This window comes from Nesterenkonia haasae (genome assembly GCF_010119385.1).
Taxonomy (GTDB): Bacteria; Actinomycetota; Actinomycetes; order Actinomycetales; family Micrococcaceae; genus Nesterenkonia; species Nesterenkonia haasae.
The window spans coordinates 249417-267015 of record NZ_VFIE01000018.1 but is presented as its reverse complement, the minus strand read 5'-3'; the positions used below and the strand labels follow the sequence as shown (position 1 = coordinate 267015).

Genomic DNA, 17599 nt, shown 5'->3' with positions numbered 1-17599 from the left:
TGGCAGCCTTTCGCGTGGTAGTCCGTTGTGACCTCGCTTCAAGCACAAAGGAGCTGGGCTGTTCCGTGACAAGATGGATGCCATGAGCACTGGTCACACACCAGAGAACCCGGCAGGATCCGCCACCACCTACGCTGTGGACCATCCACCAGCTGGTGACTCTGTACCCCCACCCGGCGATCAGCCGCCATTAGCGTCCAAAGAGTCAGACGAGAGCCGCCTGCGCCAAGACATTCCCTGGGGAGTGCGCATCGCTGCAGAGTGGTCATGGCGGGTCATCATCATTCTCATCGCTGCTGGCGTGCTCATCTGGCTGCTCAGCCATGTGATGCTGCTGCTCATCCCGCTGCTGATTGCCGGGCTTCTGGCGTCATTGCTGCGCCCCCTGCACAATCTTTTCCGCAAGCTTAAGTTCCCACGCATCCTGGCTGCGATGGCCTCTATCCTCGTGCTGATGGGCGGCGTGTTCGCCATCCTGTTCCAGGTGGGTAGCGTCATCGTCGAGGGCTTCGCCGAGATGGCGGAACAAGTGGAGACAGGCATTATCGAGCTCATCGAATGGGCTGACGATCTCGCCAGGGATTGGGGTCTTGAGATATCCACCGAGCAATTCAACCAAGGCGTTGAGGAGGCGGTTACCTGGATCCAAGACAACTCGGACGCCATCATGTCTGGCGCCGCAGGCGTGGGATCAGTGGCCGGCAACATCGCAGTGGGCACCATACTTGTGCTGTTCACCCTGATCTTCTTCCTCTCCGATGGTCGCAGGATCTGGGACTTCATGGTGGTGTTCAGCCCCGCTAAGCACCGTCCCGCCATCCACGGAGCAGGCCGCAGAGGATGGACAGCGGTCAGCACATATATGCGGGTCCAAGTGTTCGTCGCCTTCGTTGACGCCGTCGGCATATTCATCGGCGCTGTCATCCTGGAAGTCCCGCTGCCCCTACCGATTGCTGTGCTGGTCTTCTTCGGCGGATTCGTTCCCGTCGTTGGTGCAGTTGTTACGGGTGCCGTAGCAGTCTTGCTGGCATGGGTTGCCCACGACTTCACGACTGCACTCCTTATGCTCGGCGTGGTGCTCCTCGTCCAACAGATCGAATCGAACGTGCTGCAGCCGATCATCATGGGCAAAGCCGTCAAACTCCACCCACTCGCCGTGGTTCTCGCGGTCACTGCCGGCACCACACTCCTCGGACTGCTCGGAGCACTGTTCGCGGTGCCGGTCCTGGCCTTCATCAAACGCGCCACTCAATACCTCAACAAGGAGGAGTGGCGAGGAGATCCCGAGGCTTTGAACATGGAGCGTACAGTTAAAGAGGAGGCACTGCGCCGAGCCGCCCAGCAAGAAAAACGCGAAGCGGAGGAGCAGGCAAGTATGGACACCCTGAAGCGCCGAATCTTTGAGACCATTCCAGTACTGGATCCGCAGAAGCACGGCACAGGCCGCAGTAAAGGCTCAGCGGAACAGCAGACCGGATCAGAGACCCCTGAACCAGTCCCCGCCACCGGCAGAGATACTGAGCGCACCCGTCGCGCCGCAGTTGACGACGAAGATAAGGACTCGTCCCAGAAATGACCGACACAGCCTCAATCGAGCTCCCCGGACGACAACTCAGTGTGCAGCTGAGCGACATCATCTCAGCCCGTGAACTTCTCGACGGGGTCATCGTTGACACGCCAATGGAGCACTCACGAGCCTTGGGCCGGATGCTCGGCGCCACGGTGCACCTCAAAGCCGAGAACTTGCAGCGCGCCGGGTCCTTCAAGGTGAGGGGCGCATACGTGCGCATGGCCCGCCTCACTGATGAAGAGAAGTCCCGCGGCGTCGTCGCGGCGTCGGCGGGGAACCACGCCCAAGGTGTGGCTTTGGCAGCCAAGAAGCTCGGGGTTGAGGCGACGATATTCATGCCTCGGGGAGTGGCGCTGCCAAAGTTGGCCGCGACGCGTGATCACGGAGCCGAAGTCATCCTCCATGGCTCGAACGTCGACGAAGCGCTAGCAGAGGCTCAGCAGTTCTCCGATGACTCGGGTGCGGTGTTTATCCACCCGTTCAATCACACCCACGTGGTGGCTGGCCAGGGGACTATCGGCCTGGAGATCCTCGAGCAGCAGCCAGATGTCGACACCGTGGTCATGGGAATCGGAGGTGGTGGACTTCTAGCCGGTGCCGCTGTGGCGTTGAAGCAGCAGGCCGCGAGGCAGGGCCGTACGATCAAGCTCATCGGAGTCCAAGCGGAGAACGCGGCCGCTTACCCACCCTCTCTAGCTGCCGACGCCCTGGTCCCACTGAAGGGCGTGCGCACTATCGCCGATGGCATCGCAGTCGGGCGGCCGGGCGAAATTCCATTCGAAATCATCAAAGAACTCGTGGACGACGTCGTAACAGTCAGTGAGGATGCCATTGCCAAAGCGCTGATCTTCCTCATGGAGCGCTCGAAGCTCATCGTTGAGCCCGCCGGAGCGGTGGGTGTAGCCGCGCTGATGGAGGGCAAGCTCGCAGAATTGGGCATTAATCCCCGCAGTGTGGTCGCCGTTCTGTCCGGCGGCAACATCGATCCGATGCTCATGCTACGGGTGATCCAACACGGGTTAGCCGCCGCGGACCGCTTCCTGACAGTGAAACTCATGCTCAAGGACAGGCCAGGCGAACTGGCGGTCATTTCCCGAATCATCGCCGACACGGACGCCAATGTCATAGGAGTTGATCACTCACGCATCGGCGGAGAACTCTCCATGGGCAATGTGTCGATCGTGATCAACATGGAGACCAAAGGGTCAGAACACTCGGCCCTGGTGTTGAACTCCCTACGAGCAGAGGGCTACGAGCCTTTGGTGATGAACTAGCGCCACACCACCGCTTACCGGCTAGCCGGCATAGGGCTGGGCGGAGAGGATTTCGACCTCGATGTCCTGGCCATTAGGCGCGGTGTAGCTGACCTTATCGCCTTCCTTCGCGCCATTGATAGCCTCGCCCATGGGGGAGGCGTCGGAGTACACCGAGAGATCAGTATCACCGGCAACCTCGCGGTTGCCGAAGATGAACTCCATCTCGCGACCCGCCACATTGGCTTTCACCAGCATCCCGGGCTCGACGACGCCGTCGTCGGGTGGAGTGCCGCCAACATTGGCGTTCTCGAGCAGTCGAGACAAGTAGGCGATACGTGCCTCGATCTTGCCCTGCTCCTCTTTGGCAGCGTGGTAACCGCCGTTCTCCTTGAGGTCACCCTCTTCACGAGCCGACGCGATACGGTCGACGACCTCTTGGCGGCCAGGTCCCTTGAGCTGCTCCAGCTCAGCAGAAAGGCGATCGTAAGCCTCCTGTGACAGCCACTGGGAGTTTTCCTCAACTTCTGTGGTGTGTGCGGACACGATGCTCTCCTCTTCTGATCTGCAGGCAGCAGGTCAGTTGCGCAGACCGCTACCTAAATAGAGACCCCGCCGGGGGCGTCCCTGGCGGGGTTGTTGCGTAATGAAATATCTTAGAGACGCAACACCGAAATCTCAACGATTTACGTGTTTTTGCGCCCACTGTGAACTGTTTTTCAGGTTCTCAGCACCCGAAGCGCCTTAAGTCATCAGTCCACTAACCAGCAGGAGTCCACAATACCGGTGACGCCCCGGTACTCGGTGAGCAGTTCCGCGCTGTAGTAGTTGCTGCGGTCTGACTCACCCTGTCCCTCCTGAGGGCCGATGGTCACGATGCGTGCTCCGACGATCGCGTATGAGTCGTCCAAGGCGTGGAGCATGCACTGCGCAGTGTCATCGAAGTCCTTCGTGACCTCGAAATCCACCTCAATACGGGAATCAGAAACGACCGTATATCCCACATCCTGGTAGTCGAGCCGACCAACATTTAGGCTGATGGTGAACCATACGGTCGTGGCGAAAGCCACTAGAAGTGCGCTGAATATAAGGATTCGCTGGGTTCGGCGGGGCATACCTCGGGGCGTTGCCCCGTAACGCCTCGACACATCGGACTGCGAAGTGTGACCGTGGGATTCGGTGATACTCATCAGGGACTATTCTATGTGGTTATGCACCAGACCACGCCATCAGAAACCGCCCTGGATGCCTCCGCAGTTCCCGCAGATGATCCGCGCGCCTCTGTCGCAGCCCAGGAACTTCATGACCGTGCTCCGCGAGGGGCAACCTCTGTGCCGAATTCGGAAGGGCTGAGGTTACTCGCGGTGCACGCGCACCCCGATGACGAATCCTCCAAAGGTGCCGCCATGATGGCGGCCTATGCTGACGCCGGGGCTGAGGTGATGGTCGCCACCGTTACCGGGGGAGAAGCCGGAAGTCTGCTGAACCCTGCTGCTGCAGAGATTCAGCAGTGCCACCGTGATCTGACCGGGGTGCGGCGACGGGAGATGGCTGAAGCTGCACAGGCGCTCGGTGTCCAGCACGTCTGGTTGGGCTTCGTGGATTCGGGACTCCCGGAGGGCGACCCCTTGCCGCCACTACCCTTCGGCTCCTATGCGGCACTGCCGTTGGAGACGGCCAGTGCCCCGTTAGTCCGGCTGATCAGGCGTTTCCGCCCGCATGTTGTGACATGCTACGACGAGTCTGGGGGCTACCCGCACCCCGACCACATCATGAGTCATCAGACCACCGTCGAGGCCTACCACGCCGCAGGTGACGCAGCGAGGTACCCCGACTGCGGTGAGCCCTGGGAACCGCAGAAGCTGTACTACGATCGAGCATTCAATCCGGGCCGGTTCCGAGCACTCCATGACGCGCTGATCGCGGCTGGGATCAACTCCCCGTTCGGAGAGCGCCTGGCTCGTTGGGAGTCAGATGAACGACCGGACTGGCTGACCAACCACGAAGTGACCACCCAGGTCCCGGTCGGGAACTTCCTCGAAGCGCGCGACACCGCTCTGCGGGCTCACCGCACCCAGGTTGACCCGGATGGCTTCTTCTTCGCCACTCCCAACGATTTCCTCCGCGAAGTCTGGCCCTACGACGACTTTGTGCTGGCCCATTCCAGAGTGGAGACTTCCATCCCAGAAAATGACCTGTTCTCCGGATTGAGAGGCAACCCGTAGAATAGAGCTGTGCACTTTTCCGCTGACGCGTTAGTCCCCTCCCTCACCCAGTGGTGGCCGGGTGGCGGTGGAGGCGGTGAAACTCCCGACCTGCGGGATGGACTCTCCGAAGCTGATATCACGCCGGGCATCGAGGGTTTCTTGTTCACCCTGCTCATTGTGGTCATGCTGATCGTCGTAGTGCGGGACCTGGCAAAACGTATGCGCAGAATGAAGTACCGCAGCATGGCTGAGGCTGAACTTGCCGGCGAGGAGCCCGAATTTCCCGGCGAAATCACCCCGGCCGGGATGTCTGAAGCCCAGCAGCACGCCCGGAATGCAGCCGCTGATGCACGGTCCGGCTCAGCGGTGCCTGCCCCGGACTATCCAACTCCCGCAGCGAGCACACAGCCCGCGCCAGAGAACGAACCCCACACCTAACCCGAAGCGCAGAAACGCGCCTCCTGCTCTGCCTGGCGAGTGGCGCAACGTCGCAGCTTCCCCACCACCGCCGATATAAGCTTCCGTCATGGTGACTACCGCTCCTTATGGTTCCTGGCCCTCCCCGATCAGCGCTGAACAGATGGCGGTAGGAGGCAATAGGCTCGGTGGGCCGCAGTGGATTGGCAATCAGCTCTGGTGGACAGAGGGGATCGCCGCTGAAGGTGGACGGCAAGCGATTATCCGCACAGTCGGGGACGTCTCCGCCGCCTCCAAGAGTCCAGAAACGGCCACTGTGCTGCCGGCGCCATTCAACGCCCGTTCCCGAGTCCATGAATACGGAGGTGCCTCCTGGATCGCGATAGAGCACGACGGCGCCCCCACGCCCCTGATCCTGTTCGTCAACTTCTCCGACCAGCGCATCTACCGCTTCCATGAAGGCGAAGAGCCTGAGCCCATCAGCCCTGAAGGCTTAGAGGTGCCCACTGCTCACGGCCCCTCCTTGCGCTGGGCCCAGCCCACCGGCGTCGTGCTGGCACATGGGACTCACGAAGTCTGGTGGGTCTGCGAAGAGCACCAGCACGTTCAGGATGACACTGGCGCTCCGAAGATCGAGCGCTACATCGCTTCAGTGCCCCTGGACGGCAGCGCTGTTGATGACATATCCGCGGTGCGCCGCATCACTGACTCCTCGCGGTTCGTAGCCGACCCTCAAATCTCCCCAGACGGATCCCGTCTGGCATGGGTGACCTGGGAGCATCCGCACATGCCGTGGGATGGCACCGAGCTGCATATTGGTGAGCTGGCAGACAGTGAGGCTGGTGTCGTCGTTATCAAAGAATCTGTGGTGGACGGCGATACGTCCACCTCGGTGCTGAACCCGCGCTGGCGCAGCAACGAAGCTCTTGTCTACATCTCCGACCGGTCGGGGTGGTGGAACCCATGGACATGGGAAGTGGGGGAAGCCCCGCGACAGATAGTCCAGGTGGAGCAAGAGTTTGCCGGGCCGCTGTGGCAGCTCGGCATGAGTTGGTTGGAGGTGATTGACTCGGAGCGACTGCTGACTATCCATGGGACCGCCACTGACCAGCTCGGCGTTCTCGATGTAACGACCGGCCGGGTTTCGGAGCTCGAGTTGCCGCACACCGCCATAGCCTCAACGGCCTTCCGGCAAGACGGCGTGCTGGCCATCCACGGGGTGCGCGCCAACGATTTCGCCGCTATCAGCACCGCAGAGTTCGAACTCCCCAGCAGCACGTCCACCCCTACGATCGGGGAGCTGAGGACCATCCGGTCATCCCGTCACGATGCGCCGAACCCCGCGCTGCTCCCTACGCCCGAGCCGATCACCGTCATAGCGGAGAACGGGCAGCCAGTGCACGCCGTGCTGTACCGGCCGTTCCAAGAGGGGTACAGCGCGCCGGCTGGCGAACTGCCGCCTACATCGCCCAAGTACATGGAGGGCCCACGGGAAAGGCCAGTGTTGGGCTGTCGCTTGCCACCGCCTACTACACAAGCCGTGGCATCGGCGTGGTGGACATCAACTATGGCGGGTCCACCGGATTCGGCCGTGCTTACCGGGACCGGCTCAAGGGGCAGTGGGGCGTGGTTGACGTGGAGGACACTGTCGCGGTGATGGCCCACCTTGTAGATGCGGGGCTGGCGGATCCAGGTCGACTTGGCATCGAGGGAGGCTCTGCCGGGGGATGGACCACACTGGCCTGCCTGACCAGGACGGACGCCTTCCGTGCTGGCGTTTCCAGCTTTGGGGTTGCTGATGCGGTGGCACTTGCCCAGGACACCCACGATTTTGAGTCGCGCTACCTCGACCAGCTCATTGGCCGCTATCCAGAGGACGAGCACATTTACCGGGAGCGGGCACCCCTGAACCACGTGGATTCGCTGTCCTGCCCGGTGCTCCTACTGCAGGGCGATGAAGATCCGATCGTTCCGCCGAACCAGGCCGAGATGTTCCGGGACGCCCTCATGGCCAAGGGCATCCCGCACGCCTACTTGCTGTTTGAGGGCGAGCAGCATGGCTTCCGGAAAGTGGAGAACATCGTCGCCAGCCATGAGGCGTCGCTGAGCTTCTACGGCCAGGTCTTTGGGTTCGAGACCCCCGGGATACCCCGGTTGGCGCTCACAACCTGAGCCACGCGCCGTGCCGTGTGGTGCCAGATGTCAGATGTGACCGTTCTCAGGGGAGAGGCCAGGCTGAGAACGGTGTGTTTTGACACCTGTCAGCCGGACCACCGTGTGACGGACCGTTCTATCCACAGACCTGTGGAAAACATCAGCAAAAAGGCTGGCGATTCGGCAGTGTAGGGGTGTGCGCTATCCAGAGCCATTGCCACACCGCCTGCGCGGCAAGCCGCTGACGGCCCGACTGCTGCGCGATCACGGAATCGCCGTGTCCCGTCTGCAGCGCGGTGACGTCATCACACTGGGCTCAGGGATCTATCTTGAGCGTGAAACAGCTGAGGCCTTGGGCACCGAGGGGTGCTACCGGGCAAAGGCGTTCGGCCTAGTTCACGAATACCCTGGCAGCTGGCTCTCCCACACAACTGCCGTCAGGCTGCAGGGGCTCCCACCTCGCACCAGGGTTGATGACGTTGTTCACCTGTCCGTGCCCGCCACGCACCGGAACCCCGTGCGACGCCAAGGGGTGGTCGGCCATAAGGCAGCTGCCTACGCGGACGAGGTGCTCAACGTTCAGGGGACGTCCATGAGCGCGCCACACCGCATGTGGTGTGAATCCGCCGCTGAACTCTCAGTTGAGGGCCTCGTTGTTCTCGGTGACTCCTTGGTGCGCAGGCCTCGGCCCAGGTTCGAAGGGCGCAAAGAGCCCCTGGCCAGCCTTGAGTCGCTCCGCACTGCGATCCGTCGGCATGGTCGTGCACCTGGTCGGGCTAAAGCTCGGGCGGCTGCTGATCTGATCCGGGTGGGAGCCGATTCCGCTCAGGAGACGCTGTTGCGGCTAGCTATCCTCCGCGCCGGCCTCCCCGAGCCTGAATTACAAGTCCCCGCTGATCCGCGTCTGTCCACATCGCCTTGTGCAGACCTGGGTTATCCGCGATGGCGGATCGCTATACAGTACGACGGCGCATGTCATTTTGACCCCGAACGAGCCAAACGCGACCGAAGGGTTGACCGCCAATTCCACGCTCAGGGCTGGACGGTGCTGCGGTATTTCGACGCCGACGCCCGGGATGGCTTCCGCGGTGCTGTTCGGGAGATTGCCCAGATATTGGAGCAGCACCGTTGAGCCGGTCCGTGATGGGGTGCTGGTGAGCCCGCGGGGGCAGGGGCGCTGGATGGGTGGGACCCGCATCAGTCTCGCCGCTCGCCGTCCACCGTCTGCGGCCCGCCGTCCACTGAGGAATGTCGAATCGCACCGTTCCCAGGGCGAGACCAGCGGTGAGAACGCACAGATTCGACACCTGACGCGGGGCGGAAGGTCACTGCAGGGGAACCCGCACGGCCACGCGGGTTCCACGGAGGAAGCCCAGGTACGGTGGGGAGCATGGCACAGCGTCTGATCAATGCCCAGTCCGCGTATCTCCGGCAGCACGCAGACAACCCGGTGGACTGGTGGCCCTGGGGGAGTGAAGCGTTCGCCGAAGCTGCCCGTCGGGATACACCAGTTTTCGTCTCCATCGGGTACGCCGCCTGCCACTGGTGTCACGTTATGGCGCATGAGAGTTTCGAAGACCAAAGGGTCGCTGCCTACCTCAACGAGCGTTTCGTCAGTATCAAGGTGGACCGGGAGGAACACCCGGACGTTGACGACGCCTATATGGCCGCTACCCAGGCAATGACCGGCCAGGGCGGCTGGCCGATGAGTATCTTCGCGCTCCCCGATGGCCAGGTCTTCCACGCCGGGACCTACTTTCCGCCGCAGCGAGTTGGCCAAGTGCCATCTTTCACCGAGGTGCTCCAAGCGGTCTACGAGGCGTGGGACCAGCGCCGCGGGCAGGTCGAGGAGCAGGCGGCCACCATCGCGAAGGCGCTGAACCAACAAAGGCAGCGGCAGGCGCAGATGGCCACCGTGGTGCACACATCCGACGACGGGGCCCCCGCTTCCGAACTCGACCAGGAGCGTTTTGATGGGCTCACCGGTCAGATCCTCGAGGCGCTCATCGCCGATGAGGACACGGTGCACGGAGGTTTCGGATCGGCGCCGAAGTTCCCTCCCTCCCCAGTGTTGACCTGGCTGTTGGAGGAGTCCGCCTGGGCATTGCGCGAGGAAGCCCCTGACGGGAGCGGCGGGCCTGACCGTGCCGGTGGACTGGCCGTGCACACGCTGGAGGCAATGGCCCGTTCAGCGCTGTTTGACCATGTAGAAGGTGGGTTCGCTCGTTACGCGACAGACCGGGCTTGGCAGCTGCCGCACTTCGAGAAGATGCTTTCGGACAATGCTCAGCTGCTGGGAGCCTACGCCCGGCTCTCGCGCCATCCTGCGGCGGACGCAGACGTTCGTGCGCGCGCTAAACGGGTGGCCGAGACGACCGTAGAGTGGCTGCGACACCGGATGTGCACCGAGCAGGGCCTGCTGGCCTCCTCACTGGATGCCGACACAGTAGATGCCCAGGGCCATCGCTCCGAGGGTGCGACCTACCTCTTCAGTGATGAACAACTCGTGCAGGCAGCAACGAGCGCGGGACTCAGTCCTTCGCAGGCTCGCCAACTCGCGAGGCTGAACCAGGGCGTGCCGGCTGATGAGCATGCACTGAGGTCAGGGGCCCCGTTGAACATCACCGAGGCCACCCCTCGGACCGTACATTTCGATGAGCCGCTCACCGAGGATGACCGGACTCTGTGGGAGGCGGCACTGCCGGAGCTGCGTTCGATCCGTGCGGAGAGGGCCCAGCCTGCCCGTGACGACAAGGTGGTCGCCGCGTGGAACGCGCAGGCCATACGGTCCCTCGCTGAGGCTGCGATGATCTGGGACGACGTCGAGACGCTGGGTTTCGCCGAACAGCTCGCCGAGAGGCTCTGGGCAGTCCACACCGAAGCCGGTCCAAGCGGAACACGGGTATACCGGACCTCCTATGACGGGGCCCGGGGGCAGAAAATCGGCACGCTCGCCGATCATGCGCATACGGTCAACGCGTGCTTCAGTCTCGCCTCAGCACTGGCGGGCTCCGGCCGGGAGGCCACGTGGGTAGATCGCGGCCGCCAGGTGCTCGACTACACACTCAGCAGCGCTGTGGTGCGGCACGGCGATGAGGTGACCTGGTCGCTGGCGGACTCATTCGAAGCTATGGCGGCCCCGGGACAAAGCGGCCCCCAACTTGCCTCGCCGGTCGATGGGCCCGAGCCCAGCAGTGTCGCTGCCTTGGCGCAAGCTCTTCAGGCAGCTGCCGCACTCCAGCAGCCCGCAGGTGAGATCAGCACCGAAGACATCTTGCACCATGTACCGCTCATTGGGCCCCAAGCGCCACTGGCGGTGAGCGGATCCCTTTTGGCGGCCCGCAGAGTCGCTGCCGGGTCAGCAGCGTTCCGGATTCTCAGCGGCACTGCTGCAGATATCTCTGAGGCCAAAAAGGTCGGGGCGCTCCTGGGGATTCCTGTGGAGCCCCTGGGTGATGGCGTCGTCATCGGTTCCGCCCAGCCGTTGACGCTCAGTCTGTGTCTGTCCGGAGCAGGTGGTGGAGTGTGCCTGGCCCCGGTGTCCTCGATTGGTGAGGCGCTCTCGGCGATCAGGTGATTGAGATCATAATGGCGATGTAGTGACAGATGAACCCGACCAGCGTGCATGCGTGGAAAAGCTCGTGGAAGCCGAACCAATGCACCGAGATGTTGGGACGCTTCATTGCGTAGAAGATTGCGCCGGTGATGTAGGCCGCGCCCCCGGCGCAGATCAGCACTGCGGCGGGGACATCCGCGGCGAAGAAGTCGCCGATGAACCAGACGGCCGCCAGCCCCAGGACGATGTAGAACACCGTGTACAACCAGCGCGGCGCATCTGTCCAGAACAACCGGAATGCCACCCCGCCCAGGGCCCCGATCCACACCGTGGAGAGCAGAATCATCCGCTGCGGATCCTCCAGGAGTGCGAGGGTCATGGGGGTGTACGTGCCGGCAATGATGAGCAGAATGTTGGTGTGATCCAGGCGTTTGAGCACTCGCGCTGTCCGTTCCGACCAGCGTCCGAGATGGTAGATGGCGGAGACTGCGAAGAGCAGCAGCCCGGTGATCGCATAGATTCCGGCAGCGATCTGCAGCGTGGGCGTCGGGGCCAGCACAATGACGACGATGCCAGCAATCAGAGCCAGGGGCACCATGGCAGCATGGAGCCACCCACGCAGGCGAGGTTTAAGCGGCACGTCGGAATCAAGCAGTCGGTCTGCGGGTGCAACGCTTCTTCTGCGGCTGGTCTCAGAGCCCATGCCGCCAGTCTAATCTCATAAGATACTTACCGGTAACTTGCATGCAGAAAGTGCTGGGCGTGCCCATCCCCTACAGTGGTGCACGTGACTGAACGCGGACCGTTGAAGCGCTCGCTGTTGGGGCTTACGGATATGGCCTATGCCGTCTACGAACGACGGTTGCGCAGCGACTTGAACTCTTGTCGCCTGCCGCAGCACATCGCAGTCATGGTGGACGGCAACAGGCGGTGGGCCCGCTTGGCCGGCGCTCATACCGCCGATGGGCATATGGCTGGTGCGGACAAGATCGTTGAGTTCATCGGGTGGTGCGCTGATCTTGGGATTCCCACTGTGACGCTCTACATGTTGTCCACCGACAATATGAACCGTTCCGAGGAGGAGCTCGAGCAGCTGATGGGAATCATCAGCGACACCCTGGACCGCCTGACGGAAACGCGGCCCGGGGGCCGTCCCGTTCGGGTACATCCCGTAGGTCAGCCTGAGCTCCTCCCGGAGCCTCTGGCCACTAAACTCTGGGATGTCACCACTGCCACCGGCGCCATTCCCCGCGTGGATGCTCAGTCGCGCAGCAATGAGGCGGATGAACAGCCCTGCATCCATATCAATGTGGCGGTGGGTTACGGAGGCAGACAAGAGATCGTTGACTCGGTCAAAGACCTGATGCGCGCCGCTGCGAAGAAGGGCAGGACTCTCTCCGAAGTCGCCGAGTCACTGACTCCTGCGGAGATCGGTGAGTGGTTGTACACCCGGGGTCAGCCGGATCCGGATCTGATCATTCGGACTTCGGGCGAGCAGCGCCTGTCCGGGTTTCTGATGTGGCAGTCCGCCTATTCGGAGTTCTACTTCGCTGAGGCGCTCTGGCCTGATTTTCGGCGAGTGGACTTTCTCCGGGCGGTTCGCGACTATTCGAACCGCCAGCGTCGCTACGGCCAGTAGCCCTGGGGGCTGCCTGCGAAGCCCTTGGCGAGAATGTCACGGAGCCGTTAGCGCGTGTTTACCGAGATGTCACACAAATTTCGGTGTGTTTGCCCTCATCGGCGCGTTACGAGGTCTACATTGGGAATTGTCAGAACACTGACCGGAAGGCCCACAGCTTGATGCCACAAGGCAGATGGGGCCGGCTCGGTCCCTGGCCGCGGAATCGGCTGAGGGTCTGCCGCCCACCATCCGAGAACTGTTGCGGGGATGCACCAGGTCCTGCAGCCGAGTACTGGGACGAGCACGTCGAAGACCTCGAACTTGGGGAAGAGTTCGAAGAGGACGACGAGTCCGTCACCGCGATCTGCTCGCCTGTGGGGCCTTACCTGCACTCCGCTCGGAATACCCTTGTCTGGAGATATTGTGGCCTCCTTGAACACCACCCCCGACGTTACTGAGGATTTCGAGTCTGCCGTAGCTGTTGAGCTGGCACAGAAGTCGTATGTGCTCGACACCTCAGTCCTGCTCTCTGACCCTAAAGCTGTGCTCCGTTTCGCGGAGCACGAGGTCATTATTCCAATCGTGGTGATTTCTGAATTGGAGAGGAAGCGCCACGATTCCGAGCTCGGTTACTACGCACGCTCTGCGCTGCGCCTGTTGGACGAGCTGCGGGTCAAACATGGCGCCCTCAACTGCTCCATACCGCTCAATGATGAGGGCGGGCACCTCCTGGTGGAGCTCAACCACATTAACGAAAACGTGCTCCCTGCCGGTTTTCGACAGGGAGACAACGACTCTCGAATCCTCGCAGTGGCCAAGAGCTTCGCTGATGAAGGCCGCGAAGTCACCGTTGTCTCCAAAGATCTACCCATGCGAGTCAAGGCATCAGCTATGGGCCTGGCTGCTGATGAGTACCGGAGTGAATGGGTCACCGACTCCGGCTGGACGGGAATGGCGCAGATCAGCGCAACCGAGGAGCAGGTGGGCGAACTCTACGATGGTGAGCGCATAGAGCTCGACGTCGCGGACGACCTTCCTGCCAACACGGGCTTGGTGATTCAATCAGGTCACGGTTCTGCACTGGGGCGGGTCAAGGTGGACGCCACCAGCCGAAAGTACGTCCAGGTGGTGCGCGGGGACAAGGAGGTCTTCGGGGTTCATGGTCGGTCCGCTGAGCAGCGGCTCGCCATCGACATGCTCTCCGACCGGGAGATCGGCATTGTTTCTATGGGCGGCCGGGCCGGTACGGGGAAATCCGCGTTGGCGCTCTGCGCGGGGTTGGAGGCTGTGCTGGAGCGCCGCGAGCACAAGAAGATCATCGTATTCAGGCCTTTGTACGCCGTCGGGGGTCAGGAGCTGGGCTACCTGCCGGGTTCAGAGTCGGAGAAGATGAACCCCTGGGGGCAGGCTGTCTACGACACACTGGGCGCTCTGGTCAGTGAGAATGTGCTCGATGAGGTCATGTCCCGGGGTCTGTTGGAAGTTCTGCCGCTGACCCATATCCGGGGTCGCTCACTGCATGATGCCTGGGTGATAGTCGACGAGGCGCAGTCGTTGGAGAAGAACGTCCTCCTGACAGTGATGTCGCGAATGGGGCAGAATTCCAAGATTGTGCTGACTCACGATGTGGCCCAGCGAGACAATCTTCGTGTGGGCCGACATGACGGCGTTGCGGCAGTGGTGGAAATTCTCAAGGGGAACCCACTCTTTGCGCATGTGACACTGACCCGGTCCGAGCGAAGCCGGATCGCAGCCTTGGTCACGCAGCTCCTTGAGGAGAACTAGTACTGGATCTGCGGATTCCCGGAGGAGGAGGCCTGTCCGCGTTGCGCACGGGCCTCCTTCGTCAGGAAGAAAGCCACCGCGATGCCTGCGATGGCACCGGCCAAATGGCCGGTCCAAGAGACTCCGGTGGTCATGGGCAGCATGCCGATCAACATTGTGAGGCCGTAGACGAAGGCGACGAACAGGCCGAACAGCATCGCCAGGAAGCGCCGGGCGAGGATCGCATACGTGACGATGAAAGCCGCAAAGCCGTACACCACGGTGGACGCTCCGATGTGGTTCACCACACAGCCTGTGCCCTCTGGTGCGTGACACACCCAGGGAGTGCCGATGATCCACAGCACTGCACCGGAGATTAGCCAAAGGCTCACCATCACGGTGGTGAAGCGCTTGGTCAAAAGCGAGGTCATTCCGCCCAGGACCAACCAAGACATCGTGTTCCCGATGAGGTGACCGAAACCGCCATGTAGCAAGGGCATGAACAAGACCCCGATCAACCCGCTGAAGTCCCTGGCCTCCAGAGCCAGTGTCCTGTTGAACCAGTTGCCGAGCACCAATGACACGACGAACATCACCCACATCGCCAGCAGGGGCAGGACCACCGGCACGAAGGTTCGCTTTAAGGTGGTGCCAAAGTCGTTGCTGATCGAGCGCACTGAGTCCTGAGAGGCCATACAACCCATGGTACGGATTCAGAGGAGCAGCTGAGCCCTGACTCAGCCCTGAACCGACCCTGACGTTAGGATGATCCCATGAGCGATGCTTCCACTGAGACTGAATACCGTATTGAGCGCGACACCATGGGCGAGGTCAAGGTCCCCGCTCATGCTCTCTACCGCGCACAGACCCAGCGTGCGGTCGAGAACTTCCCAATTTCGGGTCGAACATTAGAGCCGGCCCACATCGAGGCGCTGGCTCGTGTTAAGAAAGCTGCCGCCCAGGCCAACGCTGAAGTCGGTGTGCTGGATGCTGAGCTGGCCGAGGCGATCGTGAAAGCAGCAGACCAGGTGGCTACGGGGGAGCTCAACGAGCACTTCCCTGTTGATGTGTTCCAAACAGGCTCGGGCACCAGCTCCAATATGAATACCAACGAGGTCCTGGCGACCCTAGCCAACAGGTACTTGGCAGAGCAGGGCTCGGACAAGGAAGTCCACCCCAACGACCACGTCAATGCATCCCAGTCCTCCAATGATGTCTTCCCTACGAGCGTGCACGTGGCGGCCACTTCCGCGCTGATCAACGACCTCAAACCAGCCTTGGACTACCTGGCGGAAGCGTTGGAAGAGAAGGCCGGAGAGTTCGCCGAAATCGTCAAATCGGGCCGGACCCACTTGATGGACGCCACACCGGTGACTTTGGGACAGGAATTCTCCGGGTACGCCGCCCAAGTGCGGTACGGCATCGAACGGATCGACTCCTCGCTTCCCCGGGTGGCGGAGGTCCCATTGGGCGGCACGGCAGTCGGCACCGGCATCAATACTCCTTTGGGCTTTGCGGAGAAAGCCATTGCCAATTTGGCGAAAGACACAGGGCTGCCGCTGACGGAGGCACGCGATCATTTCGAGGCTCAGGCAAACCGCGATGGGCTGGTCGAAGCTTCCGGACAGCTGCGTACAATCGCATACTCACTGATGAAGATCAACAATGATCTGCGCTGGATGGGTTCCGGTCCGAACACCGGACTCGGTGAGCTTGCACTGCCTGACTTGCAGCCCGGCTCCTCAATCATGCCGGGCAAGGTGAATCCCGTTATCTGTGAGTCAGCCATTCAGGTGTGCGCACAGGTCATCGGCAACGACACTACTGTGGCACTCAGCAGCACCAACGGTGCCTTCGAACTCAATGTTGGCATCCCCGTCATGGCAGCCAACCTGCTGGAGTCGGTTCGACTGCTGTCCAACACCTCGCGAGTGATGGCGGACAAGATGATCAAGGACCTCACCGCCAATGAGGAACGGTGCTCTTTCTTGGCAGGGGCCTCACCTTCTGTGGTGACTCCGCTCAACAAGTACATCGGTTATGAAGCCGCCGCTGACATCGCCAAGCACGCAGTGAAGAACAAGCTCACGGTTCGCGACGCCGTGGTGGAGCTGGGCTACCTGGAACGTGGTGAGTTGACTCAGGAGCAGCTCGACAAGGCTCTTGATGTCATGTCGATGACCCACCCGGGCTAATCGGGTTCCGCGCTAGGAGTTTCTTGGCCAGTTCAGCGTGTGCGAACAGTTAGCTGCTGGGACAGTGAACCGACAGGTCCCCGCACATCATGCAAGATGCTGTGGGTGAGTCCGAGCCCTGTGGGCCCGAACGAAACATGGGTGTCATAGCCGACCTGTTCACCTTCTGGGACTCGGAAGAATGAGGCGGTGAGGTCGACATTGGGGAAAGCTATGTGCTGCGGGTCTGCGCGCACGGCGAACCCGTTGGCAACATCGAGCAGAGCGCAGAACTGGGCGAAGCTGCTGACCGAGGTGTCCTCGACCAGGGGGAGTGAAGCCACCGTCCAGCCTAGGGCGCGGCCCGGCTCGCGGTAGTCGCGACGGCCTGTGATGGAGGCGATGAAACCACCGGGCCAGACTGATGTCGCGTCCCAGGCAGGGGTCTCATCAAAGGGCTGAAGCCCCGGGAAGGTGGAACCCTGAATGGACGCCGTGCTGAACTCGGCAAGTGCCCAGGCGCGCAGGATGACAATGGTCTTGTTCTGGTAGCTCATGCGTGCCTCCACCAACTCAATGGTGCGACCTGGACGCAACACGTCGACCTGTATGTGGACTTCGCCGACTGGAACCGTGCCGAGGATGTCGAAGGAGAGTCGACATAGTTGGAGCGGCTCACCGCGCCGAGTGGCCGCGTCCTTCTCGACGGAGTGAACCATCAGACCCAACGGAGCGGAAATGTGCTGCTCCGCCTCATTCCATGCTCCCGAGACGGCCTTCGTCGCGCGGTACCTCTCGTCTCCCAGCGGAATGAAGTACGCGGGCGGTTTTCCGCTCCTCATCACGTTGACCTCAGGTTTCTAGAATGGCGACAGGGTGCGGG

16 protein-coding genes are annotated in these 17599 nt (G+C 61.8%); 11 read left to right on the top strand and 5 right to left on the bottom strand.

The window, feature by feature from the left end; genetic code table 11:
• Positions 1–82: 82 nt before the first annotated feature.
• A complete protein-coding gene (locus tag FH975_RS04570) occupies positions 83–1576 on the top strand; it encodes an AI-2E family transporter (protein WP_162320275.1) in 1494 nt (497 codons plus the stop codon).
• Positions 1573–2844 carry a threonine ammonia-lyase gene (ilvA, locus tag FH975_RS04565; protein ID WP_162320274.1) on the top strand — a complete coding sequence of 424 codons (1272 nt, stop codon included), beginning with the start codon at positions 1573–1575 and terminating at the stop codon, positions 2842–2844. The genes FH975_RS04570 and ilvA overlap by 4 nt, the downstream gene beginning before the upstream one ends.
• 21 nt (positions 2845–2865) lie before the next feature.
• Here the strand turns inward: ilvA and greA are convergent, their stop codons facing one another.
• Positions 2866–3369: a transcription elongation factor GreA gene (greA, locus tag FH975_RS04560; RefSeq protein WP_162320273.1), complete on the bottom strand. Its 504-nt coding sequence runs from the start codon at positions 3367–3369 to the stop codon at positions 2866–2868.
• A gap of 206 nt (positions 3370–3575) precedes the next feature.
• The gene (locus tag FH975_RS04555) at positions 3576–4013 is read right to left on the bottom strand and encodes a DUF4307 domain-containing protein (RefSeq protein WP_162320272.1); all 438 of its coding nucleotides are present in this window, start codon (positions 4011–4013) and stop codon (positions 3576–3578) included.
• Between the two features lie 21 nt (positions 4014–4034).
• On the opposite strand from FH975_RS04555, the gene mca reads away from it, so the two are divergent.
• From mca to FH975_RS04530, 6 genes are all read left to right on the top strand, one after another.
• Positions 4035–5048, top strand: a complete 1014-nt coding sequence (gene mca / locus FH975_RS04550; RefSeq protein ID WP_162320271.1) for a mycothiol conjugate amidase Mca — start codon at positions 4035–4037, stop codon at positions 5046–5048.
• 9 nt (positions 5049–5057) lie between these two features.
• On the top strand, positions 5058–5468 hold the full coding sequence (locus FH975_RS04545) for a hypothetical protein (RefSeq protein WP_162320270.1): 411 nt from the start codon (positions 5058–5060) through the stop codon (positions 5466–5468).
• An 88-nt stretch (positions 5469–5556) separates the two neighbouring features.
• Positions 5557–7104, top strand: a complete 1548-nt coding sequence (locus tag FH975_RS16885) for a TolB family protein (RefSeq protein ID WP_328821780.1) — start codon at positions 5557–5559, stop codon at positions 7102–7104.
• Entirely contained in the window at positions 6999–7619 is a 621-nt protein-coding gene (locus tag FH975_RS16490; RefSeq protein WP_328821779.1) for a S9 family peptidase, read from the top strand. Before FH975_RS16885 ends, FH975_RS16490 begins: the two co-directional genes overlap by 106 nt.
• Positions 7620–7815: 196 nt before the next feature.
• On the top strand, positions 7816–8733 hold the full coding sequence (locus FH975_RS04535) for an endonuclease domain-containing protein (protein ID WP_162320269.1): 918 nt from the start codon (positions 7816–7818) through the stop codon (positions 8731–8733).
• A gap of 258 nt (positions 8734–8991) precedes the next feature.
• Complete coding sequence (locus FH975_RS04530; protein ID WP_162320268.1) at positions 8992–11178, top strand: thioredoxin domain-containing protein; 2187 nt, start codon at positions 8992–8994, stop codon at positions 11176–11178.
• Here the strand turns inward: FH975_RS04530 and trhA are convergent.
• Positions 11171–11860 (bottom strand): PAQR family membrane homeostasis protein TrhA, encoded by a 690-nt coding sequence (gene trhA / locus FH975_RS04525; RefSeq protein WP_162320267.1) that lies wholly within the window; start codon positions 11858–11860, stop codon positions 11171–11173. The genes FH975_RS04530 and trhA overlap by 8 nt on opposite strands.
• Positions 11861–11992: 132 nt before the next feature.
• Between trhA and uppS the strand changes: the two genes are divergently transcribed.
• Both uppS and FH975_RS04515 read left to right on the top strand, forming a co-directional pair.
• Positions 11993–12796 carry a polyprenyl diphosphate synthase gene (gene uppS / locus FH975_RS04520; protein ID WP_162320613.1) on the top strand — a complete coding sequence of 268 codons (804 nt, stop codon included), beginning with the start codon at positions 11993–11995 and terminating at the stop codon, positions 12794–12796.
• A gap of 468 nt (positions 12797–13264) precedes the next feature.
• A complete protein-coding gene (locus tag FH975_RS04515) occupies positions 13265–14563 on the top strand; it encodes a PhoH family protein (RefSeq protein ID WP_235928511.1) in 1299 nt (432 codons plus the stop codon).
• On the opposite strand, the gene FH975_RS04510 is transcribed toward FH975_RS04515, so the two are convergent.
• Complete coding sequence (locus FH975_RS04510; protein WP_162320266.1) at positions 14560–15237, bottom strand: rhomboid family intramembrane serine protease; 678 nt, start codon at positions 15235–15237, stop codon at positions 14560–14562. The genes FH975_RS04515 and FH975_RS04510 overlap by 4 nt on opposite strands.
• Before the next feature lie 78 nt (positions 15238–15315).
• Here FH975_RS04510 and FH975_RS04505 point away from each other — a divergent pair, with 78 nt between their 5' ends.
• Entirely contained in the window at positions 15316–16737 is a 1422-nt protein-coding gene (locus FH975_RS04505; RefSeq protein WP_162320265.1) for a class II fumarate hydratase, read from the top strand.
• Between the two features lie 32 nt (positions 16738–16769).
• Here FH975_RS04505 and FH975_RS04500 read toward each other — a convergent pair whose 3' ends face one another.
• Positions 16770–17558 carry an acyl-CoA thioesterase domain-containing protein gene (locus FH975_RS04500; RefSeq protein ID WP_162320264.1) on the bottom strand — a complete coding sequence of 263 codons (789 nt, stop codon included), beginning with the start codon at positions 17556–17558 and terminating at the stop codon, positions 16770–16772.
• Positions 17559–17599 lie beyond the last annotated feature (41 nt).